The sequence below is a fragment of the Amycolatopsis sp. NPDC006125 genome (assembly GCF_040614195.1).
Lineage (GTDB): Bacteria > Actinomycetota > Actinomycetes > Mycobacteriales > Pseudonocardiaceae > Amycolatopsis_E > Amycolatopsis_E tucumanensis.
The window spans coordinates 1-18,721 of record NZ_JBEXTZ010000005.1 but is presented as its reverse complement, the minus strand read 5'-3'; the positions used below and the strand labels follow the sequence as shown (position 1 = coordinate 18,721).

Here is an 18,721-nt window from a genome sequence, read left to right as displayed (position 1 = left end):
TCAGCGGAGGAAAGCGGCCGCGACACCCGCGTCAACGGGCACGTGCAGGCCGGTCGTGTGCGTCAGGTCGCCGCCGGTGAGCGCGAACACCGCCGCGGCGACGTGCTCGGGCAGCACCTCGCGCTTGAGGATGGTGCGCTGGGCGTAGAACTTGCCCAGGTCCTCCTCCGGCACGCCGTAGACCGCGGCGCGTTGCGCGCCCCAGCCTCCGGCGAAGATGCCGGAACCGCGCACCACACCGTCCGGGTTGACGCCATTGACCCGGATGCCGTGCTCGCCGAGTTCGGCGGCCAGCAGCCGGACCTGGTGCGCCTGGTCGGCCTTGGCCGCGCCGTAGGCGACGTTGTTGGGGCCGGCGAACACCGAGTTCTTCGACGAGATGTAGACGATGTCACCGCCGAGGCCCTGCGCGATCATCGCCTTCGCCGCGGCCTGCGAGACCAGGAACGAGCCCTTGGCCATCACGTCGTGCTGCAGGTCCCAGTCCTTCTCGGTGGTCTCCAGCAGCGGCTTGGAGATCGACAGGCCGGCGTTGTTGACGACCAGGTCGATGCCGCCGAACGCCAGCACGGTCGCGTCCACCGCGGCGGCGACCGCATCGGCGTCGACGACGTTCGCGACCACCGAAACCGCCTTGTCCGTGTTCCCGATGGAGCGCGCGACCTCCTCCGCGGCGTCGCCGTTCAGGTCCGCGATCGCCACGCACGCGCCCTCGGCGGCGAGCCGTTCGGCGATGGCGCGCCCGATGCCCGAACCAGCGCCGGTCACCAGGGCAACGCGCCCGGCCAGCGGCTTCGGCTTGGGCATGCGCTGGAGCTTGGCCTCCTCCAGCGCCCAGTACTCGATGCGGAACTTCTCGCTCTCCGGGATCGGCGCGTAGCGGGAGACCGCCTCGGCGCCGCGCATCACGTTGATCGCGTTGACGTAGAACTCGCCGGCCACGCGCGCGGTCTGCTTGTCCTTGCCGAAGGAGAACATGCCGACACCGGGCACGAGCACGATCGCCGGGTCGGCGCCGCGCATCGCGGGGCTGTCCGGGGTGGCGTGCCGCTCGTAGTAGGCGCGGTAGTCCTCCCGGTAGGCCTCGTGCAGTTCCTTCAAGCGCGTGACGACGTCCTCCAGCGGGGCGGTCGCGGGCAGGTCGACCACGAGCGGGCGGACCTTGGTGCGCAGGAAGTGGTCCGGGCACGACGTGCCGAGCGCGGCGAGCGGCTGCAGCTTCTCCCGGGACAGGAACTCCAGCACCACGTCGCTGTCGTTGTAGTGGCCCACCTGGCGCTGGTCGGTCGACGCCAGCCCGCGGATCACCGGCGCCAGCGCGGCGGCCCGCTTCCGCCGCTCCTCCTCCGGCAGCGGCTCGAACCCGCGCACGACCGCGCCGAAGGGCTCCGCGGAGCCCCGCTCGGCGAGGAACTTCTCCGCGGTCCGGATGATCTCCAGCGAGTTCCGCCGGCACTCCTCGGACGTCTCGCCCCACGCGGTGATGCCGTGCCCGCCCAGGATCACGCCGATCGCCTGTGGGTTGGCCTTCTTCACCGCAGCGATGTCCAGGCCCAGCTGGAACCCGGGGCGGCGCCAGTCCACCCACACCACGCGGTCGCCGAAGCACTCCTTGGTCAGCGCCGGTCCGTCGGCCGCGGTGGCCAGCGCGATGCCCGAGTCCGGGTGCAGGTGGTCGACGTGCGTGGCCTCGACCAGGCCGTGCATCGCGGTGTCGATCGACGGCGCGGCGCCGCCGCGGCCGTGCAGGCAGTAGTCGAACGCGGCGACCATCTCGTCCTCGCGCTCGACACCCGGGTAGACGTCCACCAGCGCGCGCAGGCGGTCCAGCCGCAGCACGGCCAGCCCGGCCTCGGTCAGCGTGCCCAGGTCACCCCCGGATCCCTTGACCCACAGCAGTTCCGCCGGCTGCCCGGTGACGGGGTCGGTCTCGCTGCCCTTGGCCGAGGTGTTGCCCCCGGCGTAGTTGGTGTTGCGCGGGTCGGCGCCGAGGGCGTTGCTGCGCTGGATGAGTTCGGCGGCGGGATTGTTCGTCATGGTGGTTCAGGCTCCCCAACCGGCCTGCCGGCCGTCGGCTCGTTCGGCGACGATCTTTTCCTGGTAACCGCTGCGGTGGTAGGCGGCGATCGGGTCCGGGTCCAGCCCGGCCTCCTCGCGCAGCTCGGCCAGCAGCGGCCGCACGTCGGTGTTGTAGGCGTCCATCAGCACGGCGTTGGCGCCGAGCACGTCCCCGTTCTGCTGCGCGGCGAACAAGGCGTCCTTGTCGACCAGCAGGGCCTTCGCGGTGGCCTCCTGCACGTTGAGCACCGAGCGGATGATCGCCGGGATCTTCGCCTCGATGTTGTGGCACTGGTCGAGCATGAAGTTGATGCCGTAGGACGGGTCCAGCGCGTCGGCGCGCACGATCTCCCACATGATGCGGAACAGCTGGAACGGGTCGGCGGCACCGGCCATCAGGTCGTCGTCGGCGTAGAAGCGCGAGTTGAAGTCGAACGCGCCGAGCTTGCCCTGGCGCAGCAGGAACGCGACGATGAACTCGATGTTGGTGCCCGGGGCGTGGTGGCCGGTGTCGATGCACACCGTCGCCTTCGGACCGAGCTCGACGCAGTGCGCGTACGAGGTGCCCCAGTCCGGCACGTCGGTGGCGTAGAAGGCGGGCTCGAACAGCTTGTACTCCAGCAGGATCCGCTGGTCGTCGCCGAGCCGGTCGTAGGCCTCGCGCAGCGCGGCGGCCAGCCGGTCCTGCCGGGTGCGCAGGTCGTCCTGGCCCGGGTAGTTGATGCCGTCGGAGAACCAGAACTTCAGGTCCTTGCTGCCCGTGGCGTCCATGATGTCGATCGCCTCGATCAGCTGATCGGTGGCCTTGCGGCGGATCCGCGGGTCGGGGTTGGTGACCGAGCCCAGCTTGTAGTCCTCGTCCTGGAAGACGTTGGTGTTGATGGCGCCGATCTCGATGCCCAGGTCGTGCGCGTACTTGGTGAGGGCGCCGTAGTCGTCGACCCGGTCCCACGGGATGTGCAGCGCCACGCTCGGCGCGATGCCGGTCAGCTCGTGCACCTTCGCCGCGTCGGCGATCTTCTCCTCCGGCGTGCGGGGCACCCCGGGCTGCGGGAACACCTTGAAGCGGGTGCCGGAGTTGGCGTAGGCCCACGAAGGCGTCTCGATCCGCTGAGCGCGCAGGGCTGCTTTCACGGCGGTCAGGTCGGACAACAGGATCACTTTCCTTCCAGGTGGAAGACCTCGGTGAGCAACTGGAACCCCTCGTCGGGGCCGCGCCCGTCCAGGCCCGTGAAGAATTCGGCCATCTCGGCCTGCCAGCGGGCGTTGACCTCGGTGCGGGCCATGGCCGCCTGCGCGGCGTCGAGGTCGTCGGCCTCGACGTAGCCGATCAGCAGGCCGTCGTCCCGGAGGAACAGCGAGTAGTTGCGCCATCCGGTGTCCGTCAGCGCCTGCCGCATCTCCGGCCACACGGCACGGTGCCGCTCGGCGTACTCGGCCATCCGCTCAGGCTTCACCTGCAGGCAGAAGCAGTATCGGGCCACGATCCGTCCTCGGTGGAGCCCCGGCCGGGCCGCCGGTGCGGCCCGGCCGGGAGACTGTCAGAAGTTGTACTGGTCGATGTTGCTCGCGTCGAACACCGTCGGCGGGCCGAGGACGATCTCGCCGTCCTTGCCGATGGTGTACTCGCCGAGCTTGCCCGCCTTGAACTTCTGGCCCTCGACGCCGGTGATCTGGCCGGAGGCCAGTGCGACACCCGCGTAGGCGGCCAGGTAGCCGATGTCGGCCGGGTTCCACAGCGCGAACTTGGTGACGGTGCCGTCCTTGACGTACTCGCGCATCTGGTTCGGCGTGCCGAGCCCGGTCACCGCGACCTTGCCCTTGTAGCTGGAGGAGCTGATGTAGCGGGCGGCCGCGGCGATGCCGACGGTGGTCGGCGCGACGATGGCCTTCAGGTTCGGGTAGGACTGCAGCAGGCCCTGGGCCTCCTGGAACGACTTCTGGTCGTCGTCGTTGCCGTAGGCGACCTTCACCAGCTTCAGGTTCGCGTACTCGGGCTTGGTGAGCTGCTGCTTGAACACCTCGATCCAGGCGTTCTGGTTGGTGGCGTTCGGGGTCGCCGACAGGATCGCGATCTCACCCGAGCCGCCCGCCAGCTCGCTGGCCATCTTCGCCAGCTGCTCGCCGATGCCCTCGGTGGTGGCCTGGTTGATGAACACGTCGCGGCAGTCCTTGGCCGCGTCGGAGTCGAAGGCCACGACCTTGATGCCGGAGCTGCGTGCCTGGTTCAGCGACGGGCACACCGCGTTCGGGTCGTTCGCCGCGATGCCGATGACGTCCTGCTGCTGCTGGATCAGCGTGTTGATGTAGCTGACCTGCGAGGAGGCGCTCGCGTCGTTCGGGCCGACCAGCTTGTACTCGCCCTTGAGCTCGTCCAGCGCGGTCTTGCCGCCGCCCACCTCGATGTCCGAGTACGGGTTGTTGAGCTGCTTGGGCAGGAAGGCCATCTTGACGCCTTCCTTGGTGGCGGCGTTCGGGTCGGCCTGCGCGGTCGACTGGGCGCCACCGCCGCCGGACGAGCTGCTGTCGTTCTTCGTGGTGCCACCGCACGCGGACACCGTCAGCACGAGCGCTGCCGACACCGCACCGGCGAGGAGTCGTCTCTTCATGGGCGTTTCGCCTTTCTATGTGGTCGCCCGGCGCCGCAGGGCAGCCCGGAACCTGATCACGATGTTGGGCAGGAGCACCGAGATGATCAGCAGCACCCCGGTGACGATGTTGAGCGCCTCGTTCGACACGTCCTGCAGCCGCAGCGCGTTCTGCAGCGTGGCCAGCAGGACCACCCCGGCGAGCACACCCGGCAGGGTGCCCTTGCCGCCGAAGATGGAGACACCGCCGAGCAGGACCGCCGCCACGACGGCGAGTTCCATGCCGAGGCCGTTGTCGGCGCGGGCGCTGGAGTACCGCAGCGTCCACAGCACGCCGGCCAGGCCGGCGACGAGACCGCTGACGACGTAGAGCCAGAACTTCAGCCGCGCCACGCGGATGCCGGCGAAGCGCGCGGCCTGCTCGCTGGCGCCGGCGGCGTACACCGAGCGGCCGACCGGCGTCGCGTGCAGCACCAGGCCGAACACCACGGCGAGCACGACGAGCGGGATCAGCACGTTCGGGATCGGGCCGTCGCCGATCGTGCCGGTCACCCACGAGGTGTAGGCACGCGGGAAGTCGGCCACCGCGCCGTCGCCGAGCACCACGAACGCCAGGCCGCGGTAGAGCGCGAGCGTGCCGATGGTGACCGCCAGTGACGGCAGTTTCAGCACGGTCACGAAGAACCCGTTGAGCGCGCCCAGCACCGCGCCGAGCACCAGGCACAGCGGGATGATGGTCTCGATGGGCAGGCCGCGGTTCCACAGGTCGCCCATCACGGCCGAGGTGAGGCCGAGGGTGCTCGCCACCGACAGGTCGATCTCGCCGGTCACGATCACGAACGTCATCGGCAGCGCGATCAGCGCGATGGGCAGCAGGTCCAGCAGCAGGAACGTGAAGTTGCGGCTGCTGCCGAAGTTCTCCACCACGCCGGAGGCGATGAGCAGCACCAGCACCGTGATCACGATGACGGCGGCGTCCCAGCTCGCCAGGCGGGACAGCCAGGCCGGCCGCTTGTCAGACATGGGAATCCCTCTTCTTCAGTGACTTGGCCACCCGCACCGCGACCAGGCGGTCGGCCCCGATCGCGAGCAGGATCAGCGCGCCGACGATGGCCTGCTGCCAGAACTGGTTGATGTCGAGGACCGCCAGGGAGCTCCCGATGACCGTGAGCAGCAGGGCGCCCAGGCCCGCGCCCCACACGGTGCCGCTGCCGCCGAACACCGCGACCCCGCCGACCACCGCGGCGGCGACCACGTTCAGCTCGTAACCGTTGCCCGCGGCCGCGTCGATCGTGCCGAACCGCGCGGCGAACAGGACACCGGCGACACCGGCCAGCGCGCCGCTCACCAGGAACGCGGCGATGGTGTTGCGGCCGACCTTGATGCCGGCCAGCTCGGCGGCCTGCGGGCTCGACCCCATCGCGTACAGCTCGCGCCCGGCGCGGTAGTTGCGCAGCACGACCCCGGCGACGACCAGCACGATCACCGCGATCAGCACCAGCCACGGGATGCCCAGGATCGAGGAGTTGCCGAACTTGAGGAAGTGCCCGGGCAGCTCGTCGGCGTTGATCTGCTCGCCGCCCGCCCAGAAGTAGGCCGCGCCGCGGAAGGCGTAGAGCGTGCCGAGGGTGACCACCAGCGCGGGCACCTGGCCGAACCGGACCAGGAACCCGTTGACGACACCACACGCGGCGCCGACCGCGACGCCGACGACCAGCGCGACGATCACCGGCATGCCCTGGTTGGCCTGCAGCAGCGAGCCCACCGCGAACGCGGACAGGCCGAGCACCGAGCCGACCGACAGGTCGATGTTGCGGGTGATCATCACCGTCGCCTGGCCGACCGCGAGCACGGCCAGGATCGCGGTGCCGAGCAGGATGTCGCGGATGCTCTGCGCGGACAGGAACCGCGAGTTCTGCGTCGCCGTGAACGCGACCAGCGCGATCAACGCGAGGACGATGCCCGCCTCACGCGCCTTGAACAGGCCGCCGACGGAGAACTTCCGGGGCGCCGACCGGCTCGTCGTCGTGGGAGCCACCACCTTCGTCGCGTTCACGCCGCCGCTCCCTGACCCATCGCTGCGAACATCACCGAGTCCTCACTCGCGTCCTCGCGGGAGATCTCCGCGACGATCCGTCCCTCGCGCATCACCAGCACGCGGTCGGCCATGCCGAGCACCTCGGGCAGCTCGGAGGACACCATGATCACGGCGACGCCCTCCGCGGCCAGCGACGACATCAACCGGTGCACCTCGGCCTTCGTGCCGACGTCGATGCCCCGCGTCGGCTCGTCGACGATCAGCACGCTCGGCGCCATCGACAGCCACTTGGCCAGCACGACCTTCTGCTGGTTGCCGCCGGACAGCGTGCCGACGGCGTCGCTGAGCCGGCCGTACTTGGTCTGCAGGCGCTCGGTCCAGCGCAGGGCTTCCTTGCGCTCGCCGCCGCCGAACAGGAAACCCAGCTTCGCCAGCGCGCCCGAGCGCGGCAGGGTCACGTTCCGCTCGATGGAGAGGTCCATGACCAGGCCCTGCTGGCGCCGGTCCTCCGGCACCAGGGCCATGCCCGCGGCCATCGCGGCGCGCGGCGAGCCCGGCTTGAGCTTCTTCCCGCGCAGCTTCACGGTTCCCGCGTCGCGCTCGTCCACTCCGAACACCGCCTGGACCACTTCGGACCGTCCACTGCCGACCAGCCCGGCGAACGCGACGATCTCGCCCGCCCGGACCTCGAACGAGACGTCCCGGAAGACGCCCTCGCGGGACAGGCCCTCGACCTCGAGCACGACCTCGCCCGGGGTGACGTCCTGCTTGGGGAACAACGCGTCCAGCTCGCGGCCGACCATGCGGCGGACCATCTCGTCGACGGTCAGGTCGTCCATCGGGTCGGTGGAGACGTGCTTGCCGTCGCGCATGATCGTCACGCGCTGGCACAACTCGGTGATCTCCTCGAAGCGGTGCGAGATGAACATGATCGCCGCACCCTCGTCACGCAGGTTGCGCGCGACCGAGAACAGGCGCTCGACCTCGACCAGCGACAGCGCCGCGGTCGGCTCGTCCATGATCAGCACACGCGCGTCGGCGGACAGCGCCTTGGCGATCTCCACGATCTGCTGGTCGGCGATCGACAGGCCGCGAGCCGGGCGGCCCGGGTCGATCCGCACGCCCAGGCGGGCGAACAGCTTCTCCGCCTCGGCCCGGATCGCGCCGCGGTCGATCATGCCCAGCCGCTTGCGCGGGTGGCGGCCCATCACGATGTTCTCCTCGACCGTGAGGTCGGGGAACAGCGTGGGTTCCTGGTAGATCACCGCGATCCCGGCGGCCTTGGCGTCGGCCGGGGAGGAGAACTCGACGGGCTGCCCGTCGACCAGCAGCGTTCCGGTGTCCGGGCGGTGGACCCCGGCGAGCATCTTGACGATGGTCGACTTGCCCGCGCCGTTCTCACCCACCAGCGCGTGGGCCTCGCCGGAGTGGAGGGGGAACGACACCCCCTGCACGGCGGCCACCGCGCCGAACGACTTCGTGACGCCGCGGACCTCCAGCAAGGGCACGCTGCCCGGGTCCTGCCGCACCATCGCGACCTCCGAAATGAAAGGTTTCACAAACCTGGCGCGCTGACGCTACTATGCGCTGGATCACGAAGTCAACGACAAGTTTTTCGCCCAGTTCAGGCGGGTTTTCTCGGTCGCAATCCGATAACATCGATGCTTGTTACACGTTTCAACGGGAGGGTCACGTGGCACGCACGACCACGGGTGGGGCTGCTGTTCCGGAGCCCCGGGCGGCGGGGATCAAGGACGTCGCGGCGGCGGCGGGCGTGTCACTGGGGACCGTGTCGAACGTGCTGAACCGGCCGGATCGGGTCAGCCCCCGCACGCGGGCGAAGGTCGAGGCGGCGATGGCCGAGCTGAAGTTCGTGCGCAACGAGACGGCGCGGCAGCTGCGGGCGGGGCGCAGCCGGATCCTGGCGTACGTGATGCTCGACGGGAGCAACCCGTTCTTCACCGACGTGGCCGAGGGTGTCGAGGACGCGGCCGACGAAGCCGATCTGTCGTTGTTCCTGTGCAACAGCGCGAACCGCGCCGAGCGCGAGCGCGACTACCTGAGCCGGCTGGAGCAGCAGCGGGTGCAGGGCATCCTGATCACGCCGGTCGACCCGGACGCGCCGGTGCTCGCGGAGACGGCGGCGCACGGGATCCCGCTGGTGATCGTGGACCGGACCGGGCAGTCGGGCGACCACTGCTCGGTCGCCGTGGACGACGTGCTGGGCGGGCTGCTCGCGGTGCAGCACCTGCTGGAGCTGGGGCACCGGCGGGTGGCGTTCATCGGCGGCCCCGATTCGCTCGGCCAGGTGCGCGACCGGCGCGAGGGCGCGTTGCGGGCGATGAAGGAGGCCGGGCTGGGGCCGGAGGACCTGGTCGACCTGAGCACGTCCGCGTTGACGGTCGCGGAGGGCCGGACCGCCGGGCAGCGCTTGGCCGGGTTGCCGTCTTCGTTGCGGCCGACGGCTGCGTTCTGCGCCAATGATCTGCTGGCTCTGGGGTTGCTGCAGACGTGCGTCAGCCTGCGGCTGCGGGTGCCGGACGACCTGGCCATCGTGGGGTACGACGACATCGACTTCGCCGCGGCGGCGGCCGTGCCGCTGACTTCGGTGCGGCAGCCACGCAGGCAGCTAGGCCGGACGGCGGCGGAGCTGCTGCTGCAGGAGACGACCGACCCCGGCCACGAGCACCAGCAGGTAGTGTTCACGCCCGAACTGGTGGTACGAGCGTCGACGCGCCACGGCGCCTGATCTCGGGGCACCCCTCCCCCGCCCCTCGACGCGGTCCTCCACCCGCCACCGCACCTGATCCCCGGCGCGCTCCTCCCCCACCACCACGAGCCGGCCCCCGCTCAGAACCGGTGCTCGCTCAGCACATCCGCCACCAAAGCCTGCGCCGCAGCAGACCGGTCGGGCTCGGCGAGCAGCAGGCTCACGAACAACGCGTCCAGCACCACCAGCTGGTGCCCACCCAGAGCTGGTGGTACGAGCCTCGACGCGCCACGGCGCCTGACGCCTGCCTCAGAACCGGTGCTCGCTCAGCACATCCACCACCAAAGCCTGCGCCGCAGCAGACCGGTCGGGCTCGGCCAGCAGCAGGCTCACGAACAAAGCGTCCAGCACCACGAGATGCGCCAGCCTGCTCGTCATCGCCTCCACGCGGTACCTCGTCTCCAGCCCGCCCGCGACCAGGGCGGCGTCGGCGACCTCCGTCAGCGGCGTCGTCGCGAAGCTGGTCACCGCGACCACCGCCGCGCCGGACTCCTTCGCCCGCCGGGCCGCGCTCACCGTCTCCCGGGTCGCCCCGGTGTGGCTCACCGCCACCACCACGTCCCCCGGCCGCAGCAACCCCGCGCGGACATGCTGGACGTGCACGTCGGCCGGGGCCTCGGCCGCGATTCCCAGCGTCAGCAGCCGGTAGGCGGCGTCCTGCGCGAGCGGCGCGCTCGTCCCGACCCCGAGCACCAGCACCCGCGGCGCCGCGGTCAGCAACCCGACCGCCCGCTCCAGCGCCGCCGCGTCCACGCTCGACCGGGCCCGCTGCAGCGCGTCCGCACTGCTCGCGGCCAGCTTCGCCAGCACCTCGGCAGGAGGATCGCCGCGGTCGATGTGCTCCGGCGAGGAGCCCCCGACCAGCGGCGCGAGGTCCTGCGCGAGCGCGATCTTCGCGTCCTGGAACCCCTTGAACCCCAGGCTCTGGCACGCCCGCACCACGGTCCCCACCCCGGTGCCCGCGGCGGCGGCGATCTCGCTGACCGACATCCGCACCACGTCGGACCCGCGTTCCAGCAGCACCTGCGCGGCCCGCGCCTCGCTCGGCGGCAGGGACCGCAACGCGGCCCGCGCCCGCTCGGCCACCGATCCGGGCACCCGGGCCGCCTCGTCGATTCCGCCGGTCACGGGCGCAGGATACGGGACGGTTCGGGTACCCTGCGCGTATGAAACGCCACGTTCAGGGGCCGGAACCCCAGACGGGCGTCGGCATCGTCGCGCCCTACGACTTCGCCCGTGACCGCGAGCTGTGGCGGTGGGTGCCGCCGACCGTGAGCCTGTTCATCGCCCGCACCGGCGGCTCACCCGAGGGCGACAACCTCGACTCGGTGTCGGCGCTCAACCGGCCTGCCACCGTCCGCCGCCCCACCCGTGAGGTGTGCGCGGTCGGCGCCGAGGTCGTCATCTACGCCTGCACCGCGTGCAGTTTCGTCGGCGGCACGCTCGGCGAGGCCGCGCTGCGCCAGGCCATGCTGGACGCCGGCGCGCCCCGCGCGCTGACCACCTCGGGGGCGGCGGTGTCCGCGCTGCGCACCGTCAAGGCGCAGCGGGTCGCGGTCGTGCACCCCTACGAGCGCCCGGTGGGCAACCGCCTGCGCGACTACCTGTGCACGGCCGGGTTCGACGTCGTCGCGTGCACGCCGCTGGGCATCCCGGTGCGCGAGGTGCTGAGCGCCGGCTACGCCGAGGTGGCGGAGCTCATCCGCGCCGGCGACCGCCCGGACGCGGACGCGATCTTCGTCAGCTGCACCGCGCTGCCGACCTACGACCTCATCGCGCCCCTGGAAGCGGAGCTCGGCAAGCCGATCGTGACCGCCAACCAGGCGACCGTCTGGGCGGCGCTGCACGCGCTGGACCTGAACGCGACCGGGCCGGACCAGACGCTGCTCAACCTCTAAGCCAGCCGCTGCACCGCCCACGCCCGGGTCAGGTATGTCGTCTCCACAACGTCGTGCTCGGCGAGCGCCTCGCGCGCGTGATCGAGGAACTTCGCGAACGCCTCGGGGCCGAGCTGGGCCTGCACGTCGTTCGCCGAGCGCCACACGCCGAGGTAGTGCTCGACCGTCTGCCGCACCACGTGGCGGCCCTCCAGGTAGAGCGGCGGGCCGTAACCGGGCTCGGCCGCCAGCCGCGCGGTCAGCGTCGCGGTGATGCCGGATCGCCCCGAGGACACCCGCCGCAGGCCGGGCTTCAGCCGCCGGATCTCGCCTTCGATCCCGGCGAGCAGCGGGTTCGCCTCGACCTCGCGCGGGTTCCACAGCGCGGCGAACCACCCGCCCGGCCGCAGCACGCGCCGGAACTCCCGCAGCCCGGCGTCGAAGTCGACCCAGTGGAACGACGACGCCATGGTCAGCAGGTCGGCCGACGCGTCGTCCAGCCCGGTGTGTTCCCCGCTGCCCGCGCGCCAGGTGATCCGCAGCCCGTGGCTGTCCTCGACGCCCTGCTCCCGCATCGCTCCGTTGGGTTCGACGGCGGTCAGCGACGCGGGCCGCCGCGCGGCCAGCATCCGGCTCCAGATGCCGGTGCCCGCGCCGACGTCGGCCACGTCGAGGCTGCACACCGGGCGCGCGCACAGGCCGAGGATCGCGTCCCGCACCGCGGGCGAGTAGCCCTCGCGGTAGCGCGAGTAGCTTTCCGCGAGCGTGGTGAAGTCACCCTGCGCCAGGGTCATGATCGTGCCCTTTCTCCGAGGTGGTAACCGAAGCGGCGGGCGAGCGCGGCGACGTGCGCCCGTCCGAAGAGGTCCGCGGTGGACGGGCTCATCCACGTCCGCCATTCCTCCGGCTGTCCCCGCCGGAGGATGCCGGGACCGTCGCCGCCCTGGTCGCGTTCGCGGCGGCGCACCGTCTGGAAGTCGCTGCGCAGCACCGCCGCGGCGATCTCCCGGTCCGGAATGGACAGTCCGAACGCGCGCAACCCGGCGCGCAACGTGGGCAGCGGATCGCGTTTGAGGTCTTCGAACGTGGTGATCGCCGACCGGGGCAGGCGGCCGGCGTCGCAGACCCAGCGGCGGTAGAAGTCCGCCCAGTCGTCGAGCCGGTCGAGACCGGTCGGGCCGGGGCGGCACAGCCAGTCCTCGAACGAAGTGGCCAGCCGGTCGAGCGGGTCCCGCACGAACTCGGTGCGGAAGCGGTACCACGAGTACAGCGCGTCGCGGGGATCGCGCACCAGGATCCACACGCCGAGCAGCGGGCGGCCGGTGAAGAACCGCGGCGTGAGGTGGGTCTTGACGAACCGGGGCCAGGGCTCCCGCGGCTTGTCCGGGGTCGCCAGGCGCTCGCGGTAGTCGTCGTAGGCGGGGACGGGTTCGCTGTCGCCGTCCTCCAACAGGGCCTCGGTGTAGGCGTCGGCGTAGTTGAGGCCCAGTTCGGCGAGGATGCCGCCCAGGTAGGACTGCCCGGAGCTGCCGATGCTGGCGACGAGCACGTCCCGCGGGCCGAGCCGGGCGATGTTGTCCTGGTACAGCGCGTTGTAGCGGTCCTGCAGGCCGTGCAGCAGGTAGAACACCTTCTCCGTCATGTCGCCCGCCACCCCAGCGCGCACCCGGCGAGCCCGCCGAGCACCGCGACCGCGGCGGCGAGCAGGAAGGCGAACTCGTGGCCGCGCTCCAGCGCGGTCGCGAGCACTGCGACGACCAGCGCGCCGCAAAGGTACTTCGCCGTCTCGTAGCAGCCGTAGGCGCTGCCGCGGTCCGCGGGCTCGGCGTGCCGCCCGGCGACGCCGTTGAGCGTGACCGCGGAGACGGCCGCGCCGAGGCCGACGAGCACCAGCCCGGGCAGGACGTGCTCCAGCGCGAGCAGGACGAGCCCGGCCGCGCAGAACGCCTGCGCCCCACCGAAGACCGTCGTCCACACGCGACGGTTGAGCAGCCGCGCGGCCAGTGGCGCGCCGACGAGGACGGCGATGCCGAGCGAGGTGAAGGTGAGCCCGGCCTGCAACGGGCTGAGGTCCTGCTGCAGGAACAGGAGCCCGACGAAGACCGTGCCGTCGTACGCGAAGACGAACCCGGGCAGCCCGGCCACCGCGGCGCGCAGCGACCGGTCCCGCACGACCCCGCGCGGCAGGAGCCGCACGACCGGCACGACGAGCACGAGCCCGACGGCGGCGACGGCGAGGTCGTGGTTGGTGATCGCGTACACCAGCAACGCGGCCGCGGTGACGGCCAGGGCAGCGCCGAGCAGCCCGGGCCGGGGCGCGCCGCGGCGGCGGTCCTCGTCGAGGACCCGCGCGGCGGTGATCGCCGCGGCCGCGACGACCGGCGCGGTCAGCAGGAACAGGAAGCGCCAGCCGAGGCCCTGCGTGATGAGCCCGCCGGTGATCGCGCCGCCCGCCGCGCCGAGCCCGCCCGCGACGGCGACCGCGGCGAACACCCGGTCGCGCACCCCTTCCGGGCGCAGGGCGCTGATGGTGGCGAAAGCGTTGGGCACGGCGAAGGCCGCGCCGAACCCCTGCACGGCCCGCGCCGCGAACAGCACCCACGCGTCCCAGGCGACGCCGGCGAGCAGCAGGCCGGCAACGAACACGGCCAGCCCGGCGACCAGCATCCGGCGCCGCCCGAACGCGTCCCCGCAGCGGCCGCCGGTGAGCAGGGTCCCGCCGAGCGCGACGGCGTAGGCAGTCAGCACCCACTGCCCGTCGACCGGCCGGAGCCCGAAGTCGGACTGGATCGCGGGCAGCGCCACGGCGACGACGAGCCCGTCGAACACCGCGACGAAGTTGGTCAGCGACAACACGATCGCCACCACGAACGTCCGGCCGGGCGCGTGCACAAGCGTCACGACGCCACCTCCGCGCCGGACAGCACCTCGTCCAGCTCCCGCAGCACCGGCTCCCCCACCACGCAGTCCCGCGCGGAGTCGAACTCGTGCCACGGCCCCGGCACCGGGACGGCCCGCACGGCGAACCCCCGCGCGATCAGCCGCCGCAGCAGACCGGTCGTGTCGCGACGGGTGTCCGAACGCGACAGCTCCGCGGACAGCTCAGCCCACCCCGCCGGCTCCAGCTTGAGCAGCCCCAGGTACTGGCCGGCCACCTCCTCCACGGTGGACGGTGTGCCGCCGATGTCGGTCAGCCTGCCGCCGGTCACCGCGAACGTCTCCGCGTCGATCAGGGGGTCGCCGAAGCGGCGGGACCACTGCGTGAGCCAGTCCGGGTCGTACCCGACCACCAGCGGCCCTGGCGCCGACGCCACCGCGGTCACCGCGGCCGGGGTGAACACGATGTCGCCGTAGGCCACCACGACCGGGCCGGCTTCGAGCCATTCCCGGGCGCAGGCGAGCGAGTCCACCATGGACGACTCCGCCCACGTCGCGTTGTGGAAGCGGGTCAGCGGCACCCGCTCGAACTGCCACGAGCACCACCCGGTCACCACCGCGACGTCCCGCACCACGGCCAGCGCCAGCGCGGAGACCTGCCGGTCAAGCAGCGTGCGGCCCGCCAGTTCGACGAGGCACTTCGGCCGGTCGCCGGTCGCCGCGCCCATCCGGGATCCGCGTCCCGCGGCCAGGATCACCGCCCGCATTCCGACCTCCGAACACCTCGCTGAACAGTTCGACGTCCTCGTCGTGCACCGGGTCCGCGCGCTCGGGGTGCCACATGATCCCGGCCAGCGGCAGCGAGAGGTGCCGCACCGCCTCCACCACCGGCCCGCACCGCGCGGTCACCTCGAACTCGGGCGGCGCCTGCAGCACCGCCCAGTCGTGGTAGCTGTTGACGGTCCGCTCGCCGCGCGGCCCGGTCACCCGGTGTTCGACCGCCACGTGCCCGCGCACCCGCCGCAGCCGGGCGCCGAACGCGTCGAGCACCAGCTGCATCCCGCGGCACACCCCGATCACCGGCAGGCCGCGTTCCAGGGCGCGGCGCAGCAGGTAGCGTTCGAGGGCGTCCCGCTCGGGGGCCGAGCCCAGGTCGTTGCCGCCGGTCAGCACCAGTCCGCGGCACCCGGTCCGCCACAGCAGCTTCGCCGCGGCGGCCGGGTCGAGCGGCATCGGCACGCCGTCGAACCCGCATTCGGCGAGGAACGACCACCACCGCACGTCGAGGGCGAGCCGCACCTCGCCGTGTTCGTTGGCGGGCAGCAGCCGCTGGGTCACCGCGAGCAGTCCGGACATCGTCACCACAACCCCGTCCGGGCGCAATAGGTGTAGATCTGCTCGGCGGCGGCGCGCGACGAGGTGGACCCGTAGTTGGTGATCCGCAGGTCGGGGGCCACGGGGAACTCGGCGGCCTGCCCCGCGCCGACCACCTCGGCGCCGTCCGCGTAGATCCCCTTCGGATCGCGGCGGCGCAGCTCCTCCAGCGGCACGTCCAGGAACACCTCCGCGTACCGGGTCAGGTGACGCCGGTTCCACTGGTGCACCTCGTGCCGCAGCGAGATCGTCGCGCACACCACGATGTGCCCCTGTTCGGCCAGCAGCCGGCACAGCCGCCCGTAGGTGACCGCCAGCTGCCTGCGTGCTTCCGCGCCGAAGGACCGGGCGTCCAGCGCGGCGCGGACCGCGTCGCCGTCGAGCAGCACCGGCCGCACCCCCGCGCGCCGGAGCCGCTCGACCAGCTGCACCGCCACCGCCGACTTGCCGGCGCCGGACAGGCCGGTGATCCACACGACCCCGCCCGTCACGACGCCCGCGCTTCCGGCTCGGGCCGTCCCGCGACGGGGACCGGGCGCACCAGCTTCGCGGCCGCGTCGACTTCCAGCGCCCCGGCGCGCAGCCAGTTGCGGAACTGCGTCTCGCCGACGCCGATCGCGGCCGGGGTGCCGAGTTCCAGCGCGCGGATCGCCATGTGCGAGTTGGCCCCGCCGAACGCGGTGACCAGCCCGGCGATGCCCTTGGTGAAGATCCAGTCGTAGCCGGGGTCGGCCGCCATGATCATCGCGATCGCCCCGGTGGGGTCGTCCCCGGCGCCCACGTCCGCGACCCGCGCCGCGACCCGGGACTGGGTCACGAAGTTCGCTTCGCCGGGCAGCGCGACGAACGACGCCAGCTCGGCCGCGCCGGTGATCACCGCGGGCGCGCACAGCGATTCGGTCAGGGCGTGCCGGGAGCTGCCGCGTTCGATGGCCTCGTGCAGGACGGCCGAGTCGGTCCGCGTCGAGCCGGTGAGCTGGGACAGTGCGTCGACGGTGGCGTAGGACAGGTCGTCGGGGGTGAACCCGAGCCGCTCGCCCGCGCGGCGCGCCTCGACCAGGATTTCGCTGAGGACGCGGGAGAACTGGAGTTTGCCGTACTCGCGGGCGGACACCGCGGCGGTGACGAAGCGGAACAGGTCGCGCTCGGTGCCGGGCATGCGGTGGGCGGCCAGCAGTTCGCGCACGTCCCGCGCCTGCGCCGCGGTGGGGTGGAAGACCGGCGGGCGCGGCGGGGCGTCGCGGACCGACCAGTCGAAGTAGCGGTCGGGCTCTTCGTCGTAGCGGGCGGAGAGGATGTCGTAGGTGCCGGGGCGGAGGTGGCCGTAGCGGTCGAGGAAGGTGCGGCGGTCGACGGTGCAGAAGTCGCGCTGCATCTCGGCGCTGACCGTGGTGGCGCTGCCGAGCAGGGCGTCGGCGTCCGCCGGGGACAGCGCGCCGGCGTCAACCAGGCTGCGCACCAGCGCCGTCGCGGCGAACGCGGCGCGGGCGGCGCCGGCGAAGGGCAGGGTGCCCTGGGTGCGGCAGAGGCGGACGAGCTCGCCGATGCGGTCCGGCGACCAGCGGGGCGGGCGCCGCACCTGCCACCGGGACAGCTGGTCCAGTTCCGCCAGGTCGCGAGTGAACGGGCCGGATGGGCTCATCATGCGCACGGTCAGCACGCGCAGGGCCCGCACCAGCGCGGCGGCCTCGGCGTGGTCGAGCACGTTCGCCTCGCACAGCCGGGCCGCGTCGCCGGGGGTGCCGAAGTGGAACGACGACAGGGCGATCTCGAACTCGACCTTGTCGTGCAGCCGCGGGTTCGCCCGCAGCCGCGTCAGGTAGTGGCGGACCAGCCGGGTGGCGGTGTGGTCGTCGAGCGCGGCGGGCACGAGTGAGCTGAAGCTGGCGCGGGTCTCGATGTAGGCGAGCCCGCCGAGGTCGACCAGCAGCGGGGTGCCGCGCAGGTCGCGGTAGCCGTAGCGGAACCGGGAGTCGGCCCAGATGCGGTCGGTGATGAGGCGGCGGTAGAGCGACAGCGCGAGCGGGCGGGGCCGGACGCCGATCATCTCGGCGGGGTTCCAGTCGGGCATGACGCCGAGGACGGTGTCGCGGCTCAGCGCGGGCGGGCCGGCGCTCTGCAGGGTCGCGACCTGGGCCTGGCAGGCGGCGACGGCGGCCCGGTGCCGCCGGCGGGACAGCGGCAGCCGGGCCGTCGCCAGCGGCCGGACCTGGAACAACACGAGCCGCCCGTCCCCGGCGACGCCGAACTCGAACTCGAACGGCTCGTCCCCGCTGAGCTGTTCGAGCTCGGCGATCAACCCGGGCAGCCCGGCGAGCAGCGGCGTCGGGGGCAGCGGGTCGGGGCCGGGCAGGAAGTACCAGGTGCGCACCCCGGCCCGGCCGGAGGTGACCTCGGCGGTGTCGGCGCTCTCGGTCCAGTTCACCACGCGGTAGGGCGCGCCACCGCTGGGTTCGCACGAGGCGACGACGCCGCTGGCCACCGGATCGCGCAGCTGCGGCTGGACCAGGACCTGGTTGTCCGGGTGGTCGTCGAAGGACCGGACCACGATGTCGATCGCGCGCCTCAGCTCCTGCCAGCCGTGCACATCGGACAGTGACAGGTAGCGCCCCGCGTTGGAAAAGCCGGCCTGGTCCTCGTCCCGGCTGCTGCTGCGCACGATCAGCGGCGCACTCGACCAGCTGTGCCCGCGCACCCGGTCCAGCACGCCCAGCGGATCAGCCCGCCACCGGTCGACGGTGAAGGACTCCATCGGCAGCACAACGGCCGACCGGACCAACGGTGCGAGCCTGGCGAGCGTTTCGGCCTTGGTGCCGAACGCGAAGGGCTCCGTCGCCGCGGAGACAGGCGCGTGCATGGGCCGCTCCCTCACGGTTCGATGACAACGCCGCGACACCGACCTCGCCGCGACGTACCCGCCAAGGTAACGCCGGAAGAAGCCGAACCATCGGGGGCGATCTCTGCCAGGGAGCGCAAAGCGCATGCACTTGATCTTTGAACCCAAAGGTAGCTGGGTGGTCATCCCGTCGCCTGACACGTGACGATCACCTTGAGCCAGGGCCGCAACCCGCGTGCTTTCCGGCGGCCGAACATGCCAACCTTGCGGCCCTGGCTCAAGGTGATATGCACAAACCGGAAG

At 72.1% G+C, this 18,721-nt stretch carries 17 protein-coding genes; 2 read left to right on the top strand and 15 right to left on the bottom strand.

Features of this window, described 5'->3' with window-relative positions; genetic code table 11:
* Genes ABZ193_RS04180 through ABZ193_RS04150 form a run of 7 tightly spaced genes read right to left on the bottom strand, consistent with a single transcriptional unit; the run spans position 1 to position 8,216 of the window.
* On the bottom strand, positions 1-2,037 hold the full coding sequence (locus tag ABZ193_RS04180; protein WP_354708834.1) for a bifunctional aldolase/short-chain dehydrogenase: 2,037 nt from the start codon (positions 2,035-2,037) through the stop codon (positions 1-3).
* 6 nt (positions 2,038-2,043) lie between these two features.
* A complete protein-coding gene (gene rhaI, locus ABZ193_RS04175) occupies positions 2,044-3,219 on the bottom strand; it encodes an L-rhamnose isomerase (RefSeq protein ID WP_354708833.1) in 1,176 nt (391 codons plus the stop codon).
* A complete protein-coding gene (locus ABZ193_RS04170) occupies positions 3,216-3,542 on the bottom strand; it encodes an L-rhamnose mutarotase (RefSeq protein ID WP_354708832.1) in 327 nt (108 codons plus the stop codon). The genes rhaI and ABZ193_RS04170 overlap by 4 nt, the downstream gene beginning before the upstream one ends.
* 57 nt (positions 3,543-3,599) lie before the next feature.
* Positions 3,600-4,667 carry a rhamnose ABC transporter substrate-binding protein gene (gene rhaS / locus ABZ193_RS04165; RefSeq protein ID WP_237339086.1) on the bottom strand — a complete coding sequence of 356 codons (1,068 nt, stop codon included), beginning with the start codon at positions 4,665-4,667 and terminating at the stop codon, positions 3,600-3,602.
* A 15-nt stretch (positions 4,668-4,682) separates the two neighbouring features.
* Entirely contained in the window at positions 4,683-5,669 is a 987-nt protein-coding gene (locus ABZ193_RS04160) for an ABC transporter permease (RefSeq protein WP_020418859.1), read from the bottom strand.
* The gene (locus ABZ193_RS04155; RefSeq protein ID WP_237339128.1) at positions 5,662-6,684 is read right to left on the bottom strand and encodes an ABC transporter permease; all 1,023 of its coding nucleotides are present in this window, start codon (positions 6,682-6,684) and stop codon (positions 5,662-5,664) included. Before ABZ193_RS04155 ends, ABZ193_RS04160 begins: the two co-directional genes overlap by 8 nt.
* Before the next feature lie 14 nt (positions 6,685-6,698).
* Positions 6,699-8,216: a sugar ABC transporter ATP-binding protein gene (locus ABZ193_RS04150; protein WP_237339084.1), complete on the bottom strand. Its 1,518-nt coding sequence runs from the start codon at positions 8,214-8,216 to the stop codon at positions 6,699-6,701.
* A 215-nt stretch (positions 8,217-8,431) separates the two neighbouring features.
* Between ABZ193_RS04150 and ABZ193_RS04145 the strand changes: the two genes are divergently transcribed.
* A complete protein-coding gene (locus tag ABZ193_RS04145; RefSeq protein WP_354708953.1) occupies positions 8,432-9,433 on the top strand; it encodes a LacI family DNA-binding transcriptional regulator in 1,002 nt (333 codons plus the stop codon).
* A gap of 270 nt (positions 9,434-9,703) precedes the next feature.
* Here the strand turns inward: ABZ193_RS04145 and ABZ193_RS04140 are convergent, their stop codons facing one another.
* The gene (locus ABZ193_RS04140; protein WP_354708831.1) at positions 9,704-10,582 is read right to left on the bottom strand and encodes a MurR/RpiR family transcriptional regulator; all 879 of its coding nucleotides are present in this window, start codon (positions 10,580-10,582) and stop codon (positions 9,704-9,706) included.
* Positions 10,583-10,620: 38 nt separating this feature from the next.
* On the opposite strand from ABZ193_RS04140, the gene ABZ193_RS04135 reads away from it, so the two are divergent.
* Positions 10,621-11,352, top strand: coding sequence for an Asp/Glu racemase (locus tag ABZ193_RS04135; RefSeq protein WP_354708830.1), 732 nt, complete (start codon positions 10,621-10,623; stop codon positions 11,350-11,352).
* Here the strand turns inward: ABZ193_RS04135 and ABZ193_RS04130 are convergent.
* From ABZ193_RS04130 to ABZ193_RS04100, 7 genes are read right to left on the bottom strand one after another with little or no spacing between them, the layout of a single operon-like run.
* Complete coding sequence (locus tag ABZ193_RS04130) at positions 11,349-12,125, bottom strand: class I SAM-dependent methyltransferase (protein ID WP_354708829.1); 777 nt, start codon at positions 12,123-12,125, stop codon at positions 11,349-11,351. The two genes, ABZ193_RS04135 and ABZ193_RS04130, sit on opposite strands and share 4 nt — an antisense overlap.
* Positions 12,122-12,973: a sulfotransferase domain-containing protein gene (locus ABZ193_RS04125; RefSeq protein WP_157358582.1), complete on the bottom strand. Its 852-nt coding sequence runs from the start codon at positions 12,971-12,973 to the stop codon at positions 12,122-12,124. Before ABZ193_RS04125 ends, ABZ193_RS04130 begins: the two co-directional genes overlap by 4 nt.
* Positions 12,970-14,232 (bottom strand): MFS transporter, encoded by a 1,263-nt coding sequence (locus ABZ193_RS04120; protein ID WP_354708828.1) that lies wholly within the window; start codon positions 14,230-14,232, stop codon positions 12,970-12,972. Before ABZ193_RS04120 ends, ABZ193_RS04125 begins: the two co-directional genes overlap by 4 nt.
* A complete protein-coding gene (locus tag ABZ193_RS04115; protein WP_354708827.1) occupies positions 14,229-14,936 on the bottom strand; it encodes a phosphocholine cytidylyltransferase family protein in 708 nt (235 codons plus the stop codon). The genes ABZ193_RS04120 and ABZ193_RS04115 overlap by 4 nt, the downstream gene beginning before the upstream one ends.
* A complete protein-coding gene (locus tag ABZ193_RS04110; RefSeq protein WP_354708826.1) occupies positions 14,872-15,564 on the bottom strand; it encodes a gamma-glutamyl-gamma-aminobutyrate hydrolase family protein in 693 nt (230 codons plus the stop codon). The genes ABZ193_RS04115 and ABZ193_RS04110 overlap by 65 nt, the downstream gene beginning before the upstream one ends.
* Positions 15,565-15,566: 2 nt before the next feature.
* Positions 15,567-16,073 (bottom strand): adenylyl-sulfate kinase, encoded by a 507-nt coding sequence (locus ABZ193_RS04105; protein ID WP_354708825.1) that lies wholly within the window; start codon positions 16,071-16,073, stop codon positions 15,567-15,569.
* The gene (locus tag ABZ193_RS04100; RefSeq protein ID WP_354708824.1) at positions 16,070-18,439 is read right to left on the bottom strand and encodes a PEP-utilizing enzyme; all 2,370 of its coding nucleotides are present in this window, start codon (positions 18,437-18,439) and stop codon (positions 16,070-16,072) included. Before ABZ193_RS04100 ends, ABZ193_RS04105 begins: the two co-directional genes overlap by 4 nt.
* Positions 18,440-18,721 lie beyond the last annotated feature (282 nt).